Here is a 16756-nt window from a genome sequence, read left to right on the forward strand (position 1 = left end):
AGTTAGAACGAGAAGCCTTGTTCATTACGACGCAGGTCAGCCTCGACCATCATCTGGCACAGCTGCTCCAGGGTAGTCTTCGGCTCCCAGCCCAGTTCGCGCTTGGCCTTCTCGGGATCGCCGATCAGCAGTTCAACTTCCGCCGGACGGTGGAATTTGGGATTCACGGCGACGATCTTCTTGCCGCTGCGGGTGCAGTAGCCTTCTTCCTTGTCTGCTTCGCCCTTCCATTCCAGCTGGATATCCACGGCCTTGGCCGCCAGGCTAACGAAGTCACGCACGGTTTCGGTACGGTTGGTGGCCAGCACGTAGGTGTCGGGCTTGTCGGCCTGCAGCATGCGCCACATGCCTTCGACGTATTCCTTGGCGAAACCCCAGTCACGCTTGGCGTCGAGGTTGCCCAGCTCCAGCACGTCCAGCTTGCCCAGCTTGATCTTGGCGATGCTGTCGGTGATCTTGCGGGTCACGAACTCACGGCCGCGCAGCGGGGATTCGTGGTTGAAGAGGATGCCGCTGGTACCGAAGATGCCGTAGGACTCGCGGTAGTTGATGGTCATCCAGTGGGCATAAAGCTTGGCCACGCCATAGGGGCTGCGCGGATAGAAGGGGGTGCTCTCGATCTGCGGAATGGCCTGGACCTTGCCGAACATTTCCGAGGTGGACGCCTGGTAGAAGCGGATCTTCGGATTGACGATGCGGATGGCTTCTAGCAGATTCACCGGACCGACGCCGGTGATCTCGGCGGTGGTCACCGGCTGGTCGAAGGACACACCCACAAAGCTTTGGGCGGCCAGGTTGTAGACTTCGGTGGCTTCGGTTGTCTGCAGCAAACGGATGCTGGCAGACAGATCGGTCAGGTCATACTCGACTAGGTGCAGATTGGGATGGCCGGCGACCCCGACCTCCTCGATGCGCCAGAAATTGACAGAACTGGTGCGGCGGTAGGTGCCATAGACCGTATAGCCTTTTTCCAGCAGCAGTTGGGCCAGGTAGGCGCCGTCCTGGCCGGTGATGCCGGTGATGATCGCTTTCATGTGTTTCTCGTCTCTTTAGTAAAATGACAGCCTAATGCGGTCTGCAGTGGGCGATTGTAGCTTAAGCAACAACCGCCCTAGCGCATGCGGCCATGAATTGCGGCGCTGTCTAGCCCGCGATGCCCGCCTCACTCTTGCGCTTCAGCAGTACTTGGATCAACTGCTTGGTACTGCTCTCCCACGTCAACCAAGGCATGTCCTCGGAACGAGGATGCTCACCCCGCGTATGCATGGGCAACCAGCGCTTGACGGTCGCCGCGAGCGCCTCGCCTGAGCTACCCTCGAAATAGAGAGCATGATCGCCAGCGACTTCCCTGAAAACCGGCAGGTCTCGGGCGATGATCGGAAGCCCGGCTTGGGCAGCTTCGATGAGCGGCAAGCCAAAACCTTCGCCTTTCGAGCTGTTGACCAGACAATCTGCCGCCTCGTAGATACGCTCAAGATATTCGTCACTGATCCCTTTCAACCAGAACAGCTTTTTCCCCAACAAAGGGTGGCCCTGCAACTTGGCGATGAGATCTTCGGTATTCCAGCCTGCCTGACCTACCAATACCAAGTTCACGTCCAACCCTTCACGCCATAGCAAATCAAAAGCGGCAAGGGTTTGATCGTGTCCCTTGCGCGGTTCAATAGTGCCTACGGACAGGAAAGTCGCTCGTTCCTCCAACTGGGTCAGCACCTGGCCCGCATCATCCGGAAGGCCTTTTGTAGGCATCGAGCTTTCAACATCCGCCCCCAGGTGGAACCACTCGATACGCAACTGCTTATGTCTTGCAACAGGATGGGCATCCAACCAATCACGCATGTCTTGGGCAACGGCCGCAGAAATGCACAGCAACGTATTGTTCTGTGAGATTGCTTGCAGCCACTCATGGTGCAGGTCACCGATGAAGTCACGGAAGACCTCTGGCATGAGAACCGGCAGCAGATCGTAAACTACAAACGACACTTCTACACCCGCGTTGCGCATCGCCTCATGCGCTGCTTGCTGACGGATAACGACATGGTGCTGTAGGTCAAGGCCCAAGAACACATCACCACTGGCGTAATCGATGGCGGTATCGATATCGCGGTCTGCATGAGCGAATGCTGGAAAGTTCTTTTTCAAGAACTCGCTAGCATAACGATAGCCGAGGCTATCCATGGTGGCATATACCGGTTCGCTAGAATAACCTGCCGGAGGCGTTGAAAGCAGCTGCTGCAAGACGCTTCTTACTACCCGTTGAATGCCGCTCTTCGAATCGACATGCACAAGTTGTGATATATCGATGAAGAGTTTTTTCTCTCGCTCCGGCCTGAAGTTTTGAGCAAAAGCAGCTGCACACTGCTTGATATCGTTAAACGTAGGCTTTTCCAAGACTATCGACGCAATGGCTTCCTCGGCCAGGGTAATCAGCCGACTCCTGTCGGGAGCAACACTGGACGTAGCCTTTCCGGCCACGCGCTCGAACAGCGCAAGAGCGGCAATCGCACTTCTATCCCAAGAGAATTTTTTACTATGCTCTTTCCCATGGGCAATGAGGCGTTTTCTGAACTCCTCATCGGTAATCGCCCGTGACAGTGACTGCCGCATCGAATCAAGGTCGAAAGGATCAAACAATGCTTCAACGGTGCCAATCACTTCGGGCACGCTGGAAGTGTTTGAACCTATGACCGGTGCTCCGCAGCTCATCGCCTCCAGCGCTGGTAGCCCGAATCCCTCGTGACGAGACGGAAAGATGAATACCTTACAGGTGCTGTAAAGCGCCACCAGTTCTTGGTCGGTCACATAGCCGGTGAATACCAACTCATACTCTTTCAAACCAAAAGAGCTCGCCGAAGCGCGCAGACCGGCAATTATGTTTTCCGGCATCTTACCGGCCAAAACCAGCTGATGCTCACTGCGGATGTGTCTATCAAGAGACGCATAGGCCTCAATCATGCGCTCGAGATTTTTACGCGGATCAGCGCCCCCTGTATAGAGTACAAAGGCACCGCGAATGGCAAATTTTTCCCGGAGGAAGGATTCGTCTTCGGCCGACATCTGCGCGGGAACGAAAATCGAGTCTGCGGCGGTGGATATATTGACCACGCGGTCTGCCGGAAGACCTGCAACATCGATGCCTTCGCGACAGGCTGACTCCGAAATACCCAACCAGCCTTGCGCGCTCTTCAGATGAGCAATTTTATTCAGATAGTAGTTTTTGAAATTCGGGTGAGGATCTAGATAGTCCTCTGGATTCATCAATGGGATAAGATCGTACAAGGTGACAACGACGGGTGTCTCGCTGCTGATACCTCCCAAGGTCACGATCGCGTCATCGGCAGTACCTTCGAAAAGGCTACTGATATGTACGACATCGGCATTCAGGGAGGCTATGTAGGCCTCGCGCAATGTTTCGGCAGCCAAGCGTCGCCAGTCATTTCCGGAAAGGCACTCCGCGGTATGGGCAGGGCCGTACCATACATGGATGCGATCGACTGGCAGCAACCCTTCGAATGCCGCTCTGATGGGTTCGATGGTATCCCCGAACTGGCCATTCAACAGTATGATAACTTCGTGTTCACCTCGGTTTCGGACTATCCCTTGTGCGAGGGACAGACTGTAACGACCGATGCCACGGTATCGACTTTCTGTTTGCGCGCCTTGCAAATCCAACACGATACGCATTAGTGCGACCCTCCGTGCTTGGCTTCGATGGCGGCCTTGAGCTCTTGATAAAAATGCTGTGCACTGGTACTGAGATCGGACAAGTCGGGTTCGGTGCCTTGAATGAACGTGTTCGGATTGTAGATTGGCCGCTCCTCGACCGGGGCATTGGGCGTGAACAGTCCCGCCCCTCTGGCAACGCGGAATAGCTTGTCGTATAGCTTGGGATAACGACCGACGACGCGAGCCGCCCGACGCTTATACGTTGGATTGGCCAAGACCTTGCGGAGAGCCCTGACTATCCAAGGGTAGGCAGCCACCTTTGCTAACCTTTTCCCGCTTGCTGCCAGGCGAGCCGGTGATAGCCGAGTGGTTCGCACCGTCTTGTTTGCTTCACGTAGCGGTTGGGTCAAACGCCAAGACAGGCTATGTACCACTGCATCCAGACGTCTTTGAGTATCTGCAGCTTCATTCTGCCAGTGCCGAGATTGCGCATCGGCAACCAGTGCCGCCTCGGACAACTTGACCATTTGCTGCTCGCGTTCATCATTGATCTGACGCAGGCCTTGGGCGAGATCGCCAGTGGACGCCAGCATAGGAAACCGTTCGCTTAGTAGTTGCCAGCGTGTCACCTGCTCTTGTTCACCTTGTTCCAGCCTGGCGATATCTTTGTCTCGCTCGGCAAGTTGAAGCTCCATTCGATGCCTGAATGTTTCTTGGCTCAGCAGCAACTTTTGATGTTCCACTTCGAGGCGAAGATAGTCATTCTCAGCGGCAAGCACACGGTGGTCAGCTTGAGCGCAATGCTTCTCCGCCTGGACAACAGCCGCAGAAGCTTCCGCAGATCGAGAAGCCAGCTCCTCATTTCGCTTAGCAAGCTCCCCGTTATGTTGTAACAACTCCTCATTTTTCTGAGATAGCTCATTGACCCTCTCCAATGCGGAGAGCTGCCCATTAGTCAGATAGTCGTCAAACACATTGGGCGGTGCCTGAAAATGCTGACGAAGATCAGCATGCTCGTTGGCCAGATAGAAACGATTCAAGCCATCGAAGTGGACGAAGGTGTAGTCGTGGTCAGTAATCAGCTCCTCCCACTCCTGATGGCTGCCTTGCTGCGAAAGCGGTTCGGTCGATTCTGCCAGAACGATCCAAGGCCGGAGCTTAGTAAAGTCGATGCCCAAGAGTACTTCACGCTCCGCCCCCTCGACGTCAATCTTGAGGAAGTGAACGTCTTCGATTTTCCACAGGGCGCAAAGGTTAGAAACCGTATCGACCTGAACCTGTACCGGGACGTGCGCGAAGCCATTATCGCCATGGCGTTCGGCAACTGACTTGCGCGAGGTCGACAGGCCGGTATCGGCAACCTCATACAAGGTCATGACCCCCTGCTCGGCGCCAGCGGCGATCTGAAGATTTATATCGCGCGGCCGCGCAGCAATCAGCTTATCGAACCATTGCCGAACGGGTTCGACGTTCAAGCCTTTCCAGCCTCGGTCATAGAAGGCCTTGGTGACGGAATGCTCGACCGGATCATTGGCTCCAATATCGATGTAAAAACCTGTTTCCACATGGCCAAGCGCACGCCAGAGCAATACGTCTTCTCTATTCTGCGCAAACGAAATAAAAGTCATGCCTTGGAGATCTCGATGTCCGGATTTAGCCAGTTGCAACCGGCAAAATAAACCTTGTCCAAATTTGAAACAGTGAACACAAGAGCCAAGTCACGCCACTCGTAGTTCGCCGTCAGATGAGTATCCCTATCTACCAATGCGGTCTGTACGGAATAGCTACCGGGACCTAGATTCGCCTTGAAGGAAATGTCGAAGATGTACAGCTCACCTGAACGGGGACGTTCAATGGATTGCTGGGTATACCAGGTATTGGTGCCGTGCATAACCTGACCAAGCCGGTCCTTGATGCCGTAGCCCAGAACCAGCGTATCGAGATCGCTGAATAGTCTTACGCTGACTTGAAGACGTGCCGACTCCCCAACGTTCAGATGCTCTACGACTTGGCCTGCATCATTGTAGAGGGCGATATGCTCGACGCGCGCTTCGCCGGTACCGGAGCTCACCTGGACCTTGCCATCCTCGAGCGTCTTGGTCTGTACCGTCGAGTTCTCCTTCTCGGCAATCAACGCGTTATAGAAGTCCATCACTTCTTCCGGAGCACCGTCCTTTATGATGCCACCGCGTTCCAAGAGGATCGCACGATCACACAATGCCTGGATGGAATCTCGGTCGTGGGAAACGATCAGCAGCGTCGTGCCCTGCTGTTGGAACTCGCGAATCTTGGCAAAGCTCTTGTGCTGAAAATAACTATCGCCTACCGAGAGGGCTTCGTCGACGATGAGAATCTCTGGGCGGAAGGCGGTGGCGACAGCGAAGGCAACTCGCATTTGCATACCGCTGGAGTAGGTACGGACCGGTTCGTCGAAATAGTCACCAATCTCAGCGAAGGCTTCAATGTTGGCCATTTCATGTTGTACCTGCTCGCCCCCGAAGCCCATCAGGCCAGCGGCATGCATTACGTTTTGTCGACCGGTCAGCTCTGGGTTGAAGCCCATGCCCAACTCGAGAATCGCCGAAATCCTACCGTTGAGCTGGATGCTTCCTTCAGTGGGCTGAAGGGTTCCGGTGATCATTTTCAAAAGCGTACTTTTGCCAGCGCCGTTTTGTCCGACGATCCCAATGGCCTGACCGGGTTCGATCGTGAAATTTATATTTCGTAGCACCCATTTTTCTTCGAGAACGCCACCTTTGAAGCCAAACCAACGGGCGAACCTGAACCATTCCGAAGAATAGGTCCGATAGGATTTTCCGACGCCTGAAACCTTGAGCAGGCTCATAGTGCGTCCACCATTTCGGGAGCGGCTCGACGAAATATGAACAATCCGAGTAGCAGGAGAAGTAATGAAATGCCCAGGGTAATGGCAATGGCCCCGGTGTCGGGAGCCTGCCCATAAACCAGCACATTTTGAAAGCCGGTAATTATCGGATACATTGGGTTATAACTAATAAAGCCCCTGACCGACTCTGGAACGATGTGCACCGGATAGACGATCGGAGTGAACCAGAACCAGATCTGCAAGAGAATGGGTACGACTTGACCGATATCGCGGACGAACACGTTCAGGACACCTAGGATCAACCCGACACCCAATGCCAACGCTAACGCCGCTAGTGTGAGCGGTATCAGCCAGAGTAGCTCTATACCCGGAAACGAATCCAAAAGAGCGAACACCAGGAGCATGGAAAGTAGCAGGAAGAAATAGTTGACCAGACAAGATCCCGTCACGATAACGGGTAGACAGATACGCGGAAACCGCATTTTCTTCATCAGGTTGCCTTGCTCGATAAACAAACCCAAGCACCGGCTGACGATTTCGGAAAACAAGTTCCACCCCAGGATGCCTGCCATGAGGTAGAGCGCATAGGCATACTTGTTATCCACGCCCGGCAACTTGGCCGCGAGCACATTGGAGAGAATAAGAGCGTAGATAGCGACTTGGGCCAACGGATTTATGATCATCCAGAGCCCACCGAGACGACTCCGCGCAAAACGTGATACGAAATCATTTTTGATAGACGACGTTATGAAGTGACGATAACTCCATATACCTCTCAACAAACCAAACATCATTTCTCCTACAGAAGAATCCAAGAGGCAGTATTGCGTCTTGGAGCAAGACGTTACCAGTCTCCTGGCCTAAGTCCTTCGGCAGCGGTTCCGATCGGCACGTTGCTTCACCGGCACAGCCTGAAAATCCTCGATTGGGCGCTGGCAAGGCGGATCTGCGGCCAAGCCGGGCGCTACGATATCAATTAACACCGTCTGGAATCCAAATTTGGATCTCGCAATGGGTACGACGACGCTTTGACCGGCCTACTGATCGAGCGCCCCGCCGGCCAGGAAACCCCTTCTCGTCGCCTAGCGCTTGGGGACAGCGCGGTCTGCGACCCCCGCCGTCACCCCTGGCTGCCGTCACCCAAGGCGCCATTCATCGGTCGCGACTCAAGAAAGCTCGCCGACGCCAGATACGTCTTTAGTTCCTTTTCTGGCGCGTTCAACCAATAGCGGTTGCACGAAGGCAATGCACCTCAAATCGATGCAGTGGTTCGATATGGTCAATAGCTGGCGTTCTCACCGGGGGGTCATGAAGCTCGCCCTTTTGCTTGGCATCACCGCGGGCTCCTGCTCCGGCACGGCATGGGCGCAAACGGTCAGCCTTGTCGGCCTCAATCTGTCCGGGGCCGGATTCGCCTCGCAGGTACTGCCTGGGATCAACGGCACGAATTACATTTTCCCAAGCGAAGCCTACTTCAGCCAGTGGAGCGCTCGCGGTGTGAAGCTGATTCGTTTCCCAATCATCTGGGAGCGCTTGCAGCCGACCCTGGGAGGCGCTCTGGATCCGACGTACGCAGCCCTCATCGATCGCACCTTCGGTTACGCCGACAAGTACGGCATGAAGATCATCCTCGATCTGCATAATTACATGCGCTACCGCGGGGTGGTGATAGGAACGGGCAACGTTGCCTATGCTCAATACCAAGACGTCCTCACACGTATCGCTCAGCGCTGGAGCTCGCATACGTCTCTGTATGCCTACGACATCATGAACGAACCCCACGACGCCGTGGCTCAGTGGTCTGTAGCCGCCCAGTACGGCATCAACGGCGTTCGCTCAGTCGATTCGACCCGGCCGATCATGATCGAAGGCAATGGTTGGGCGGAAGCGACCCGTTGGCCACAATGGAACGACTCCCTGCTTGCCTTGAAGGATCCGGCCAACAACCTGATCTTCCAGGCGCATACCTACTTCGATGGCGAGGGAGGCGGTGGTAACTACGCGGTGACCAGTGCCAGTGCCTATCCGGACGACTACGGTGTCCAGCGGGTGAAGCCTTTTGTCGATTGGCTAAAGAAGAACGGCAAACGCGGCATGATCGGTGAATTCGGGGTCCCGGACAGCGATCCTCGTTGGAATGTGATCATGGGCCGCACCCTGGCCTACCTGAAGCAGAATTGCATGCCGGCGACCTACTGGGCGGCCGGACCTGGCTGGGCCAACTACAATCTTTCCGTCGAACCTATTAACGGCGTGGATCGCCCCCAATGGCCCACCTTGAAGGCCTATCTTGACGATTCGAGCTGTGCCCAAATCGGTCCTCTATCCAGCACGAATCAAACCGCTACAGCGGTGGACAGCGCAAGCTATGCCGGTACCGTTGCCGGCGTCTATCGTGACTACCTGGGAAGAGACGCCGACCAGGCCGGGCTGACGTTTTGGTCTACCCAGATGGCCAATGGCAGCATGAACCTGGCGGGCGTTATCAATGCCATTATGGGTAGTGCCGAGTATCAGAATCGTATGGCCGTGGAGCGACTTTACCAAAGCTACCTCGGGCGTAGCGCCGATAGCGCAGGCCTCAGCTATTGGTCAGGTCAACTAAACAGCGGCGCCATGACGATCAATTCCATCGCTGCAGCGTTGATTGGCAGCACTGAGTATCAAGGCAACCTGCAAAATACGGTCAATCAGCTTTACATCTCCTATCTGGGACGCAATGCCGACCCGTCAGGCCTGAGTACTTGGGCGAAGCAGATTTCTGACGGAGTGATGACTGTTGCAGCGGTGAAAGCCTCCATCGCCGGCAGTGCGGAAGGCCAGGGTTACGCTCAATCAATGATCCAGCAGCTTTATCGAAACTACCTTAGCCGAGAGGCCGACGCGGGTGGCCTGAACAATTGGATGTCTCAGGTCACCAGCGGTGCCATGACGCTGGACGATGTCGCTACAGCCATTAAAGGCAGCGCCGAATACCGTAGCCGACAATCCTGACGGAACTCGCTTAAGCGCCCCCGCCCCGCCGATTGATCTTCCGACTCAGGATAATCGCCGTTTGGGCCTGCTTCACCTCCTCGAGATTACTGATTCACTTGAATGGCTCGCCGAGCTTTTCGTAGGTGATGCAGCGCAGGAAGGCCAGGTAGTCGAGCTGGCCACTGGCCGAGGAGAACTCCTCGACTTCGACCGTCTTTCCAGCACGCGGATGACGCCAGCGGTGCTGCGCGGCAGGGCGATGATGGCGCCGTAGGCGCGGACGGTGGCCTGTTCCAATTCGGAGCCCAGGCACTGGATGATGCCGTCACGCTCAAGCCGCGCCAGGCGGGTCACCACGGTGGTGCGCGCCAGGCCCAACTGGCGGGCTAGGGTGACGTAGGAGGTGCGGGCGTTCTGTTGCAGCAGGTGGATGAGCTGCCAATCGGTTGGATCGAGTTTGGTGAGCATCGTGGCTGCCTGCCAGGGTCTGGCAGGGCCTTCGCTCAAACCGGCGTCGTGCTGGTTGGACAGTCTGCGCAGTCCATGGACACCCACTAGCAAGCGTGGGGGGACACACCTTCTGCGATGACAGTAAATGGCGAGGTAGAAGGTGAGGCTCTATCGACACCCAAGACCCCGTGTGCTGGACGAGCAAGGCGGGAAGACCAAGCCACAGTAGACACTGCGAAAACGGGCGCGTGATCCGTGCCAACTATTTGCAGTCGCTGGGCCTAAACGTTAAATTTTACGGGTCACGGTCAATCCCGTGGCCGGGTGTAGCAACCTGACAAACCAAGGCGCGGCAGCGTCATAGCTCACAGCCAATGCTTAGCATCTGGTTGCGCGCGTTCTATGGCGGGCCGTGCGGGGCAGGCTTCGGCCTGGCCGGTTCCCTTGGTTCCCGGTTTGCTACCCCCGTACGGTCCGCCTCCATACCGCGTAGCAACGGTGGTGGCGGCTCCTTAACCGAACCAAGGAGCAGCATGAACATGCATCGTCTTCCTTTTAAGCTCGCGCCCCTCCCCTGTCCTAGCCCATTGCGTCGTACCTCCATGGTGGAGGTGAACAATGGCTGATACGAAAGGTGCGATCCTTCCCTCCCCCGTCACCCCAGCCTCGTTACGACAGCCTGAGTTCACCCGGGAGTCGCCAGAGGCAGACGCGGATATACGGGCTTCAGTGCTCAGCGACCTATTGGATCGCCTAGCCAACGATGAGGGTAATGCGGATAGCCCAACAGACCTACGTCAGCGAATTTCGGCCTATATGGCTCGAGATCTACTCGATGAAATGGTGACGCTCTATCGCAGAGCGTTATCAGAGGCTCGTCACCCCTAGGGGAGGAGACAGCTGAGCGTCGCTCGTGTGGCGCTCAGCTGTCCATGAGATTATGACGGCTAGAAAAGCCTATGGGCTTTGGCGAGATGTCTCTAAGCCGCTACCACCGCTTTTTCGTCAACGTAGGCTGCAAATCTGTAGTCGAGACGCGACCTGGTCATGGATACTCTGCAGCCAGGTCACTTGGCTTCGTGACTTGAGCTTCTTTCTACCCTTCCTTCAGCCAGCGCTCGAACGTCGCACCCTGTGCTCCATCCGTCTGTGGAGCGTAGTAAACCAGCCGTAGATGGCGGTCCACATCGACAGTGAGCGTCGTGTGTTCGAAGACCACCTTGCCTATCCCGTCCAGTTGGAAGTACCGAATGCCTTGGCAGGGCCCATGGATATCCTGGCGATTCCACCAGTCACAAAATTCCGGGGCTACCCGCTCCAAGTCCTTTACCAGTCCCACAATGTCTGCATCTTGGGTTCCCTGAACAAAATCGCGCCGGAAGCTCGAAAAGATCTGGACTGCCTGGCTCTCCCACGGGTCGAGAAGCTGGCGTAGCCGCTTGGACGTAAACAGCATCCAAAGCAAATTACGTCGCTCAGGAATCTGCTCCGAAAAGCCAAACAGTCGGTCGGCCGCGCCATTCCAAACCAACACATCCCAGCGCAGGTTCAAAACGTAGGACGGGCGAGCATCCAAATCCTCAATCAACCGAATAATCAGGGGCGGAACTACGCACCACGTCCTGCCGGGCTCACACGGTGGCCGCTGTTGGGCGAGTAGATAGAGATGACGACGCTCCGTGGCATCGAGCTTGAGTGCACGGGATAGATTGTCCAAAAAAGTCGAGGACACGCTGATTTCTCGACCCTGCTCGAGCCAGGTGTACCAACTGAGACCCACTCGTGCCAGCGTCGCTACCTCCTCACGCCGTAGCCCAGGTGTCCGCCGTCGCCCGCCGGAAGGCAACCCAACCTCTTCAGGCGTCAGCCGCTCCCGGCGACTTCTTAGAAACTCTGCAAGCTCAATCCGAGAACGTTCCAAAGACCGTGCCGCCGGCATGCCATTACTCCTAGTAACAGTATAAGCAACCAAATTGTAACAGGCTTAAAAGGGTGCGAAGAATAGCGCGTCCTGGCGCCGAGTGCCTTATGTCAGGGCTGTCGCGCGAGGAGGAACAGACGCGCTTGCTATTACTGTCTAGGAGTCAAACGGATGTACAACACGCTCTTGCATCAGAAGTTGGAAGCCCTCAAACAGGCCAACCAGTACCGCACCTTTACAACCTTGGACCGCTTATGTGGCCGCTACCCTCTGGCTCGCCTGGCCGACGGCTCACAATCGCCAGTCGTGATGTGGTGCAGCAATGACTACCTGGGCATGTCCCAGCATTCCAAGGTACGGAGCGCCATGCACGAGGCCTTGGATGCCTACGGTGCAGGTTCGGGAGGTTCGCGCAACATTGGGGGCTCTCATGCGTTGTACGGACAATTAGAACAAAGCTTGGCCGACTGGCACGGTAAGGAAGCGGCACTGGTGTTTCCTACCGGCTTCGGATCCAACGATGCCACCCTGCAGTGTCTGCTGCGGGAGCTGCCCGAATGCGTGGTGATCAGTGATGAGCGTAACCATGCCTCGATCATCAACGGCATCCGCTCAACTTCGAATGAGCGCCATATCTTCCGGCACAACGATCTCGAGCACTTGGAGCAACTGCTACAAACCTACTCCCCTGACCGACCCAAGATCATTGTCTTCGAGTCGATCTACTCCATGGACGGCGATGTCGCACCCGTTAAAGAAATTGTTATGCTGGCCAAGCGATACAACGCTCTAACCTACCTCGACGAGGTACATGCGGTAGGCATGTACGGGCCTCGGGGCGCCGGTGTTGCTGCCGAACTAGGCGTAGCGGAGCAGGTAGACATAATTCAAGGCACTATGGCCAAGGCCATCGGTGTAATCGGTGGCTACATCACCGCAAACTCCGTCATTATTGATGCTGTACGTTCCTTTGCAACGGGCTTCATCTTCACCACGTCTCTGCCGCCTGCGGTAACAGCGGGCTGCCTTAAGAGTATCGAACACCTCAAGCGTAGTGACGTAGAACGGAAGCGGCTGCACGCGCGTACCGCAAAACTGCGTGGCAAGCTTCTGGAGCAGGACATCCCCGTTATGCCCTGCTCACGCACTCACATACTGCCGGTATTGATCGGCGATGCCGAGCGTTGCAAAGCGGCTGCAGGACGCCTATTGCAAACCCATCACATCTATCTCCAGCCGATCAATTTTCCTTCGGTCGCCGTAGGCACGGAACGCTTCCGCGTTAACGCAACGCCCAATCATAGCGATGAGCAGATCGAGCAATTGGCCCTTGCCCTACGAGAAACCTTCGAGCACTTCGCCATTCCTTTTGCCTCCCAGCGGGTTGGTGCGGAGGTTGCGTGATGAGCATCTCCTACGACATCCGTCGTGCTACGCCTGACGACATCCCTGCGCTCATCGAGCTCAGAGCCCATCTACTCGATGCCGGCGGAGCGCCTTACGCCAGCCGTACACCCACAGACACTGAGCGTTGGCGCAGGGCCTACCCGCTTTGGCTGGCCACCTGTCTTGACGGGTCAGATCGGGTACTCATCCTGTGCGCTGAGCATAAGTACACCCAAGCCATACTCGGCTGCGCCACAGGCATCATTGATGACCGTGCCCCGGCTCCCGACTGTCTTAATGGCCGATCGGGTTGGGTTCAATCGGTTGCCGTAGTGCCTGAGCTACGCCGCTGCGGTATCGCAAAGGCACTCATGCAGCGGCTTCTAGACTGGTTCAGGACGCGCCAAGTGAACTCAGTCGCTCTACAAACTACGCCTGCTGCTACCTCGCTCTACCAGAGGCTCGGATTCGCCTCGACTGGCGAAGCTCTATTGGTACGTGCGGAGGGCCGGCCATGAACGTCCTGATCATCGGTCTGGGCTATGCCGGTCACCGTTTTTGGCGTGCCTTTGAACACCTGTCCGTCAGTACTGGCATGCCCTTGCGCTTGGCGTATGTTGATCGGAAACCCAAGGCATCAGAACTGCCATTCTTTCCTACGGTGGCGTCCGCGCTTCATCACTTCGAGCCCGACATCGTCGTGGTCAGCGTCAACGATGAAAGTCATGCACGAATCTTGACGGAGCTAAGCGGATATCGTGGCTTCGTGCTGTGCGAGAAACCACTCGTTACTCCCGCTGACGACCTGACACTTGTTGCCGAGCAGCTAAGTCAGGTAAGTGGTTTTGCCTTGGACTTGGTAGAACGGTACTCACCCGCCACACAATCTCTGCGTCGGCAGATCAGCGCACAGGGTTGGTCGCTGGTGAGAGCCAGCTTTCACTGGGGTAAGGACCGGCTCAATGACTACCGCCCTACCTGCGGTGTCACCAGTGAAGTCATCCATGCGCTGGATTTGGTGTCGTGGATCTGTTCCTCCGCTGATCCTTTGCAGATTCACGATGTGATCGGAGTACGTTCGGACTTCTCGATTTCCGGACATTCCGTGCTGGATACCGTCTCTCTCACCGGAACGTTGGGCCAGGCCACACTCGCAGGCTATGCCAGCTTCGTGAACATCGTGCGTCAGCGCACAGTGGACTTCAGCTTCATCGATCAAGAACAGCGAGTCATTCAGGCGCGCCTGGTTTTCGATACGCCGTCCTGGGATCAGGATCACCTGCGAATTTGGACGCGCGATGATCAAGGGCAGGAGCAACTGATCGATGAACAGTGTTTCAGCCCGGCCCAACCCGGACTTGAAACCCTGCATAAGCTGAGTCGCCTCTGTCGCCAAGTAGTGCGATGGGTATCTATTCGCGAAACGCCCTCACAGCCCTTTGCCGGCCTGCAAACGGCTATCGCTCTACAGCACCAGCTTAACTTAATTGAGACCTCCGCCCGTTGCCCCGCTCCGGCCTGCTATGTCCCTTACGGGAACCGCAGCCTGCTGCCGGAAACGAGTGACCTGGAAACTCTGGGCTGATTTCAAAGGAGACTGCCAATGTGCGGCATTACTGGCTGGCTGTCTTTCAGCCAAGATCTTAAATTTCAGCATTCTATCTTGCAGCGCATGACCGAAACCATGACGCGACGAGGACCTGACGCGGGCGGCCTATGGATTGATGGACCAATTGGGCTCGGACATCGACGCCTCTCCATAATTGACCTTGAAGGCGGTCGCCAGCCAATGACGGTGGGCTTCGGCAGCGACCCTGAGGCGGTAGCCGTCACCTACAGCGGTGAGGTCTATAACTTCCAGGACCTCCGGCGTGATCTGCAAGTGCTCGGACATCAGTTCGAAACTCGCAGCGACACCGAGGTAGTTCTGCATGCCTATCTGGAGTGGGGCTATGACTTCGTCGAACGACTCAATGGCATGTACGCTTTCGCGATCTGGAACAGACGCAAGCAAGAACTACTACTAGTCCGTGACCGGATGGGGGTCAAGCCGCTCTACTACTTTCCAACGGACGATGGCGTAATTTTTGGCTCCGAGTCCAAAGCCCTGCTGGCGAACCCTCTTGTACCTCGCAAGATTCAAGCAGACGGTCTGCGTGAAATCCTTGAGATGGTAAAAACTCCAGGGCAGGCCATCTTTGCGGGCATGCGCGAAGTGCTACCCGGCGAATGGGTCAGGATTGCCCGCAGTGGTCTGCAACGGCATCGTTACTGGAAGCTTGAAGCACGGGAGCACGAGCACTCGCTGGACCAGACCATCGGCCACACGCGCGAATTACTCGAAGACATAGTTGAGCGTCAGGTGGTTTCGGATGTGCCCTTGTGTAGTCTGCTTTCAGGCGGACTCGACTCTTCTATCATCACATCGCTGGCATCGCGCAAGCTGCTTGCAGCGGGGAAAGAGAACATCCGCTCTTTCTCGTTGGATTTCGCTGATCATGGCCAAGGCTTCGCAAGCGATGCTGTTCGAGGCACGCCCGATGCGCCCTTTGTGAAAGACTTAGTGCAGCGGATCCAGTCTCACCATGGCGAGGTCGTCCTTGACAGTCGGGAACTTGCCGATCCGCAGCTGCGGGCGCAGGTTATCCGAGCGTTGGACCTACCGCCAGCCTATTGGGGCGATATGTGGCCGTCTCTCTATCGACTCTTTGAAGAGGTCCGACAGCATTCTACTGTCGCCTTGTCCGGGGAAAGCGCAGACGAAGTGTTCGGTGGCTATCGCTGGTTCCACGATCCAGCTGCCATCCAAGCGCATACTTTTCCCTGGCTGACTTCCGTGACGGAGAAATATTTCGACGGCAAGACGTTGTTCGATCCAGGCTTACTAAAACATCTGGATATGCAGAGTTTCCTACAGGACAGCTATTCGCAGGCTATTGCTGAGGCGCCTGGCTTGCCGAGCGAGGCCGCCGGGGATCGTCGGATGCGGGAGATGAGCTACGTCAATCTGACCCGTTTTGTACAGACGCTACTAGATCGCAAGGACCGGATGAGCATGGCGGTTGGACTAGAAGTAAGGGTGCCATTCTGTGACCACCGCTTGGTCGAATATGCGTTCAACATTCCTTGGCATATGAAGGCCTTCGACGGTAGAGAAAAGAGCATTCTGCGCGCGGCGACACGCGACCTTCTGCCAGCGTCCATCATCGAGCGCGTAAAGAGCCCCTACCCCTCGACGCAAGATCCCGCCTACGAGCAGGGGCTACGCAGAGCGCTAGCCGCTATCCGGGATGACTCGAATGCGCCCGTCCGCCCTTTCCTCAACTTCACCCGTGTAGAGGCAGCGTTAGAAAGGCCCCTTGGCACCCACTCGCCTATGTATGACCGCATGGGTATGGAGCTCGCGGTCGGGCTTGATACTTGGCTGCGGGAGTACGACGTCAGCGTCGAGCTTTTCTAGCTAGTTGGGCGACCGCCGCGTCGCCCCTTCACTTCCTATTTACTGACTCACC

General features: G+C 56.2%; 12 protein-coding genes. 5 read left to right on the forward strand and 7 right to left on the reverse strand.

The genetic code is table 11. The features are described 5' to 3' along the window. Positions 1–2: 2 nt before the first annotated feature. From gmd to ACZ5R1_RS22250, 5 genes are all read right to left on the reverse strand, one after another. Positions 3–1034, reverse strand: coding sequence for a GDP-mannose 4,6-dehydratase (gmd, locus tag ACZ5R1_RS22230; RefSeq protein ID WP_077171156.1), 1032 nt, complete (start codon positions 1032–1034; stop codon positions 3–5). Between the two features lie 109 nt (positions 1035–1143). Further along, entirely contained in the window at positions 1144–3684 is a 2541-nt protein-coding gene (locus tag ACZ5R1_RS22235) for a glycosyltransferase family 4 protein (RefSeq protein WP_464712707.1), read from the reverse strand. After that, complete coding sequence (locus ACZ5R1_RS22240; RefSeq protein WP_464712708.1) at positions 3684–5294, reverse strand: FkbM family methyltransferase; 1611 nt, start codon at positions 5292–5294, stop codon at positions 3684–3686. Before ACZ5R1_RS22240 ends, ACZ5R1_RS22235 begins: the two co-directional genes overlap by 1 nt. Continuing rightward, a complete protein-coding gene (locus ACZ5R1_RS22245) occupies positions 5291–6511 on the reverse strand; it encodes an ABC transporter ATP-binding protein (RefSeq protein WP_464712709.1) in 1221 nt (406 codons plus the stop codon). Before ACZ5R1_RS22245 ends, ACZ5R1_RS22240 begins: the two co-directional genes overlap by 4 nt. Next, positions 6508–7302: an ABC transporter permease gene (locus tag ACZ5R1_RS22250; protein WP_464712710.1), complete on the reverse strand. Its 795-nt coding sequence runs from the start codon at positions 7300–7302 to the stop codon at positions 6508–6510. Before ACZ5R1_RS22250 ends, ACZ5R1_RS22245 begins: the two co-directional genes overlap by 4 nt. Positions 7303–7819: 517 nt before the next feature. Between ACZ5R1_RS22250 and ACZ5R1_RS22255 the strand changes: the two genes are divergently transcribed. Further along, complete coding sequence (locus ACZ5R1_RS22255; protein WP_464713296.1) at positions 7820–9505, forward strand: cellulase family glycosylhydrolase; 1686 nt, start codon at positions 7820–7822, stop codon at positions 9503–9505. A 72-nt stretch (positions 9506–9577) separates the two neighbouring features. On the opposite strand, the gene ACZ5R1_RS22260 is transcribed toward ACZ5R1_RS22255, so the two are convergent. After that, positions 9578–9955 (reverse strand): Lrp/AsnC family transcriptional regulator, encoded by a 378-nt coding sequence (locus tag ACZ5R1_RS22260; RefSeq protein ID WP_464712711.1) that lies wholly within the window; start codon positions 9953–9955, stop codon positions 9578–9580. Positions 9956–11033: 1078 nt separating this feature from the next. Continuing rightward, positions 11034–11876, reverse strand: a complete 843-nt coding sequence (locus ACZ5R1_RS22265) for a helix-turn-helix transcriptional regulator (protein ID WP_464712712.1) — start codon at positions 11874–11876, stop codon at positions 11034–11036. A gap of 153 nt (positions 11877–12029) precedes the next feature. Between ACZ5R1_RS22265 and hemA the strand changes: the two genes are divergently transcribed. Genes hemA through asnB form a run of 4 tightly spaced genes read left to right on the forward strand, consistent with a single transcriptional unit; the run spans position 12030 to position 16704 of the window. Next, positions 12030–13262 (forward strand): 5-aminolevulinate synthase, encoded by a 1233-nt coding sequence (hemA, locus tag ACZ5R1_RS22270; protein WP_464712713.1) that lies wholly within the window; start codon positions 12030–12032, stop codon positions 13260–13262. After that, a complete protein-coding gene (locus ACZ5R1_RS22275; RefSeq protein ID WP_464712714.1) occupies positions 13262–13762 on the forward strand; it encodes an N-acetyltransferase family protein in 501 nt (166 codons plus the stop codon). Before hemA ends, ACZ5R1_RS22275 begins: the two co-directional genes overlap by 1 nt. Next, on the forward strand, positions 13759–14829 hold the full coding sequence (locus ACZ5R1_RS22280) for a Gfo/Idh/MocA family oxidoreductase (RefSeq protein WP_464712715.1): 1071 nt from the start codon (positions 13759–13761) through the stop codon (positions 14827–14829). The genes ACZ5R1_RS22275 and ACZ5R1_RS22280 overlap by 4 nt, the downstream gene beginning before the upstream one ends. A gap of 18 nt (positions 14830–14847) precedes the next feature. Next, complete coding sequence (asnB, locus tag ACZ5R1_RS22285; protein ID WP_464712716.1) at positions 14848–16704, forward strand: asparagine synthase (glutamine-hydrolyzing); 1857 nt, start codon at positions 14848–14850, stop codon at positions 16702–16704. The last annotated feature ends 52 nt before the right edge of the window (positions 16705–16756 follow it).

The sequence above is a fragment of the Pseudomonas sp. Pso3 genome (genome assembly GCF_055393275.1).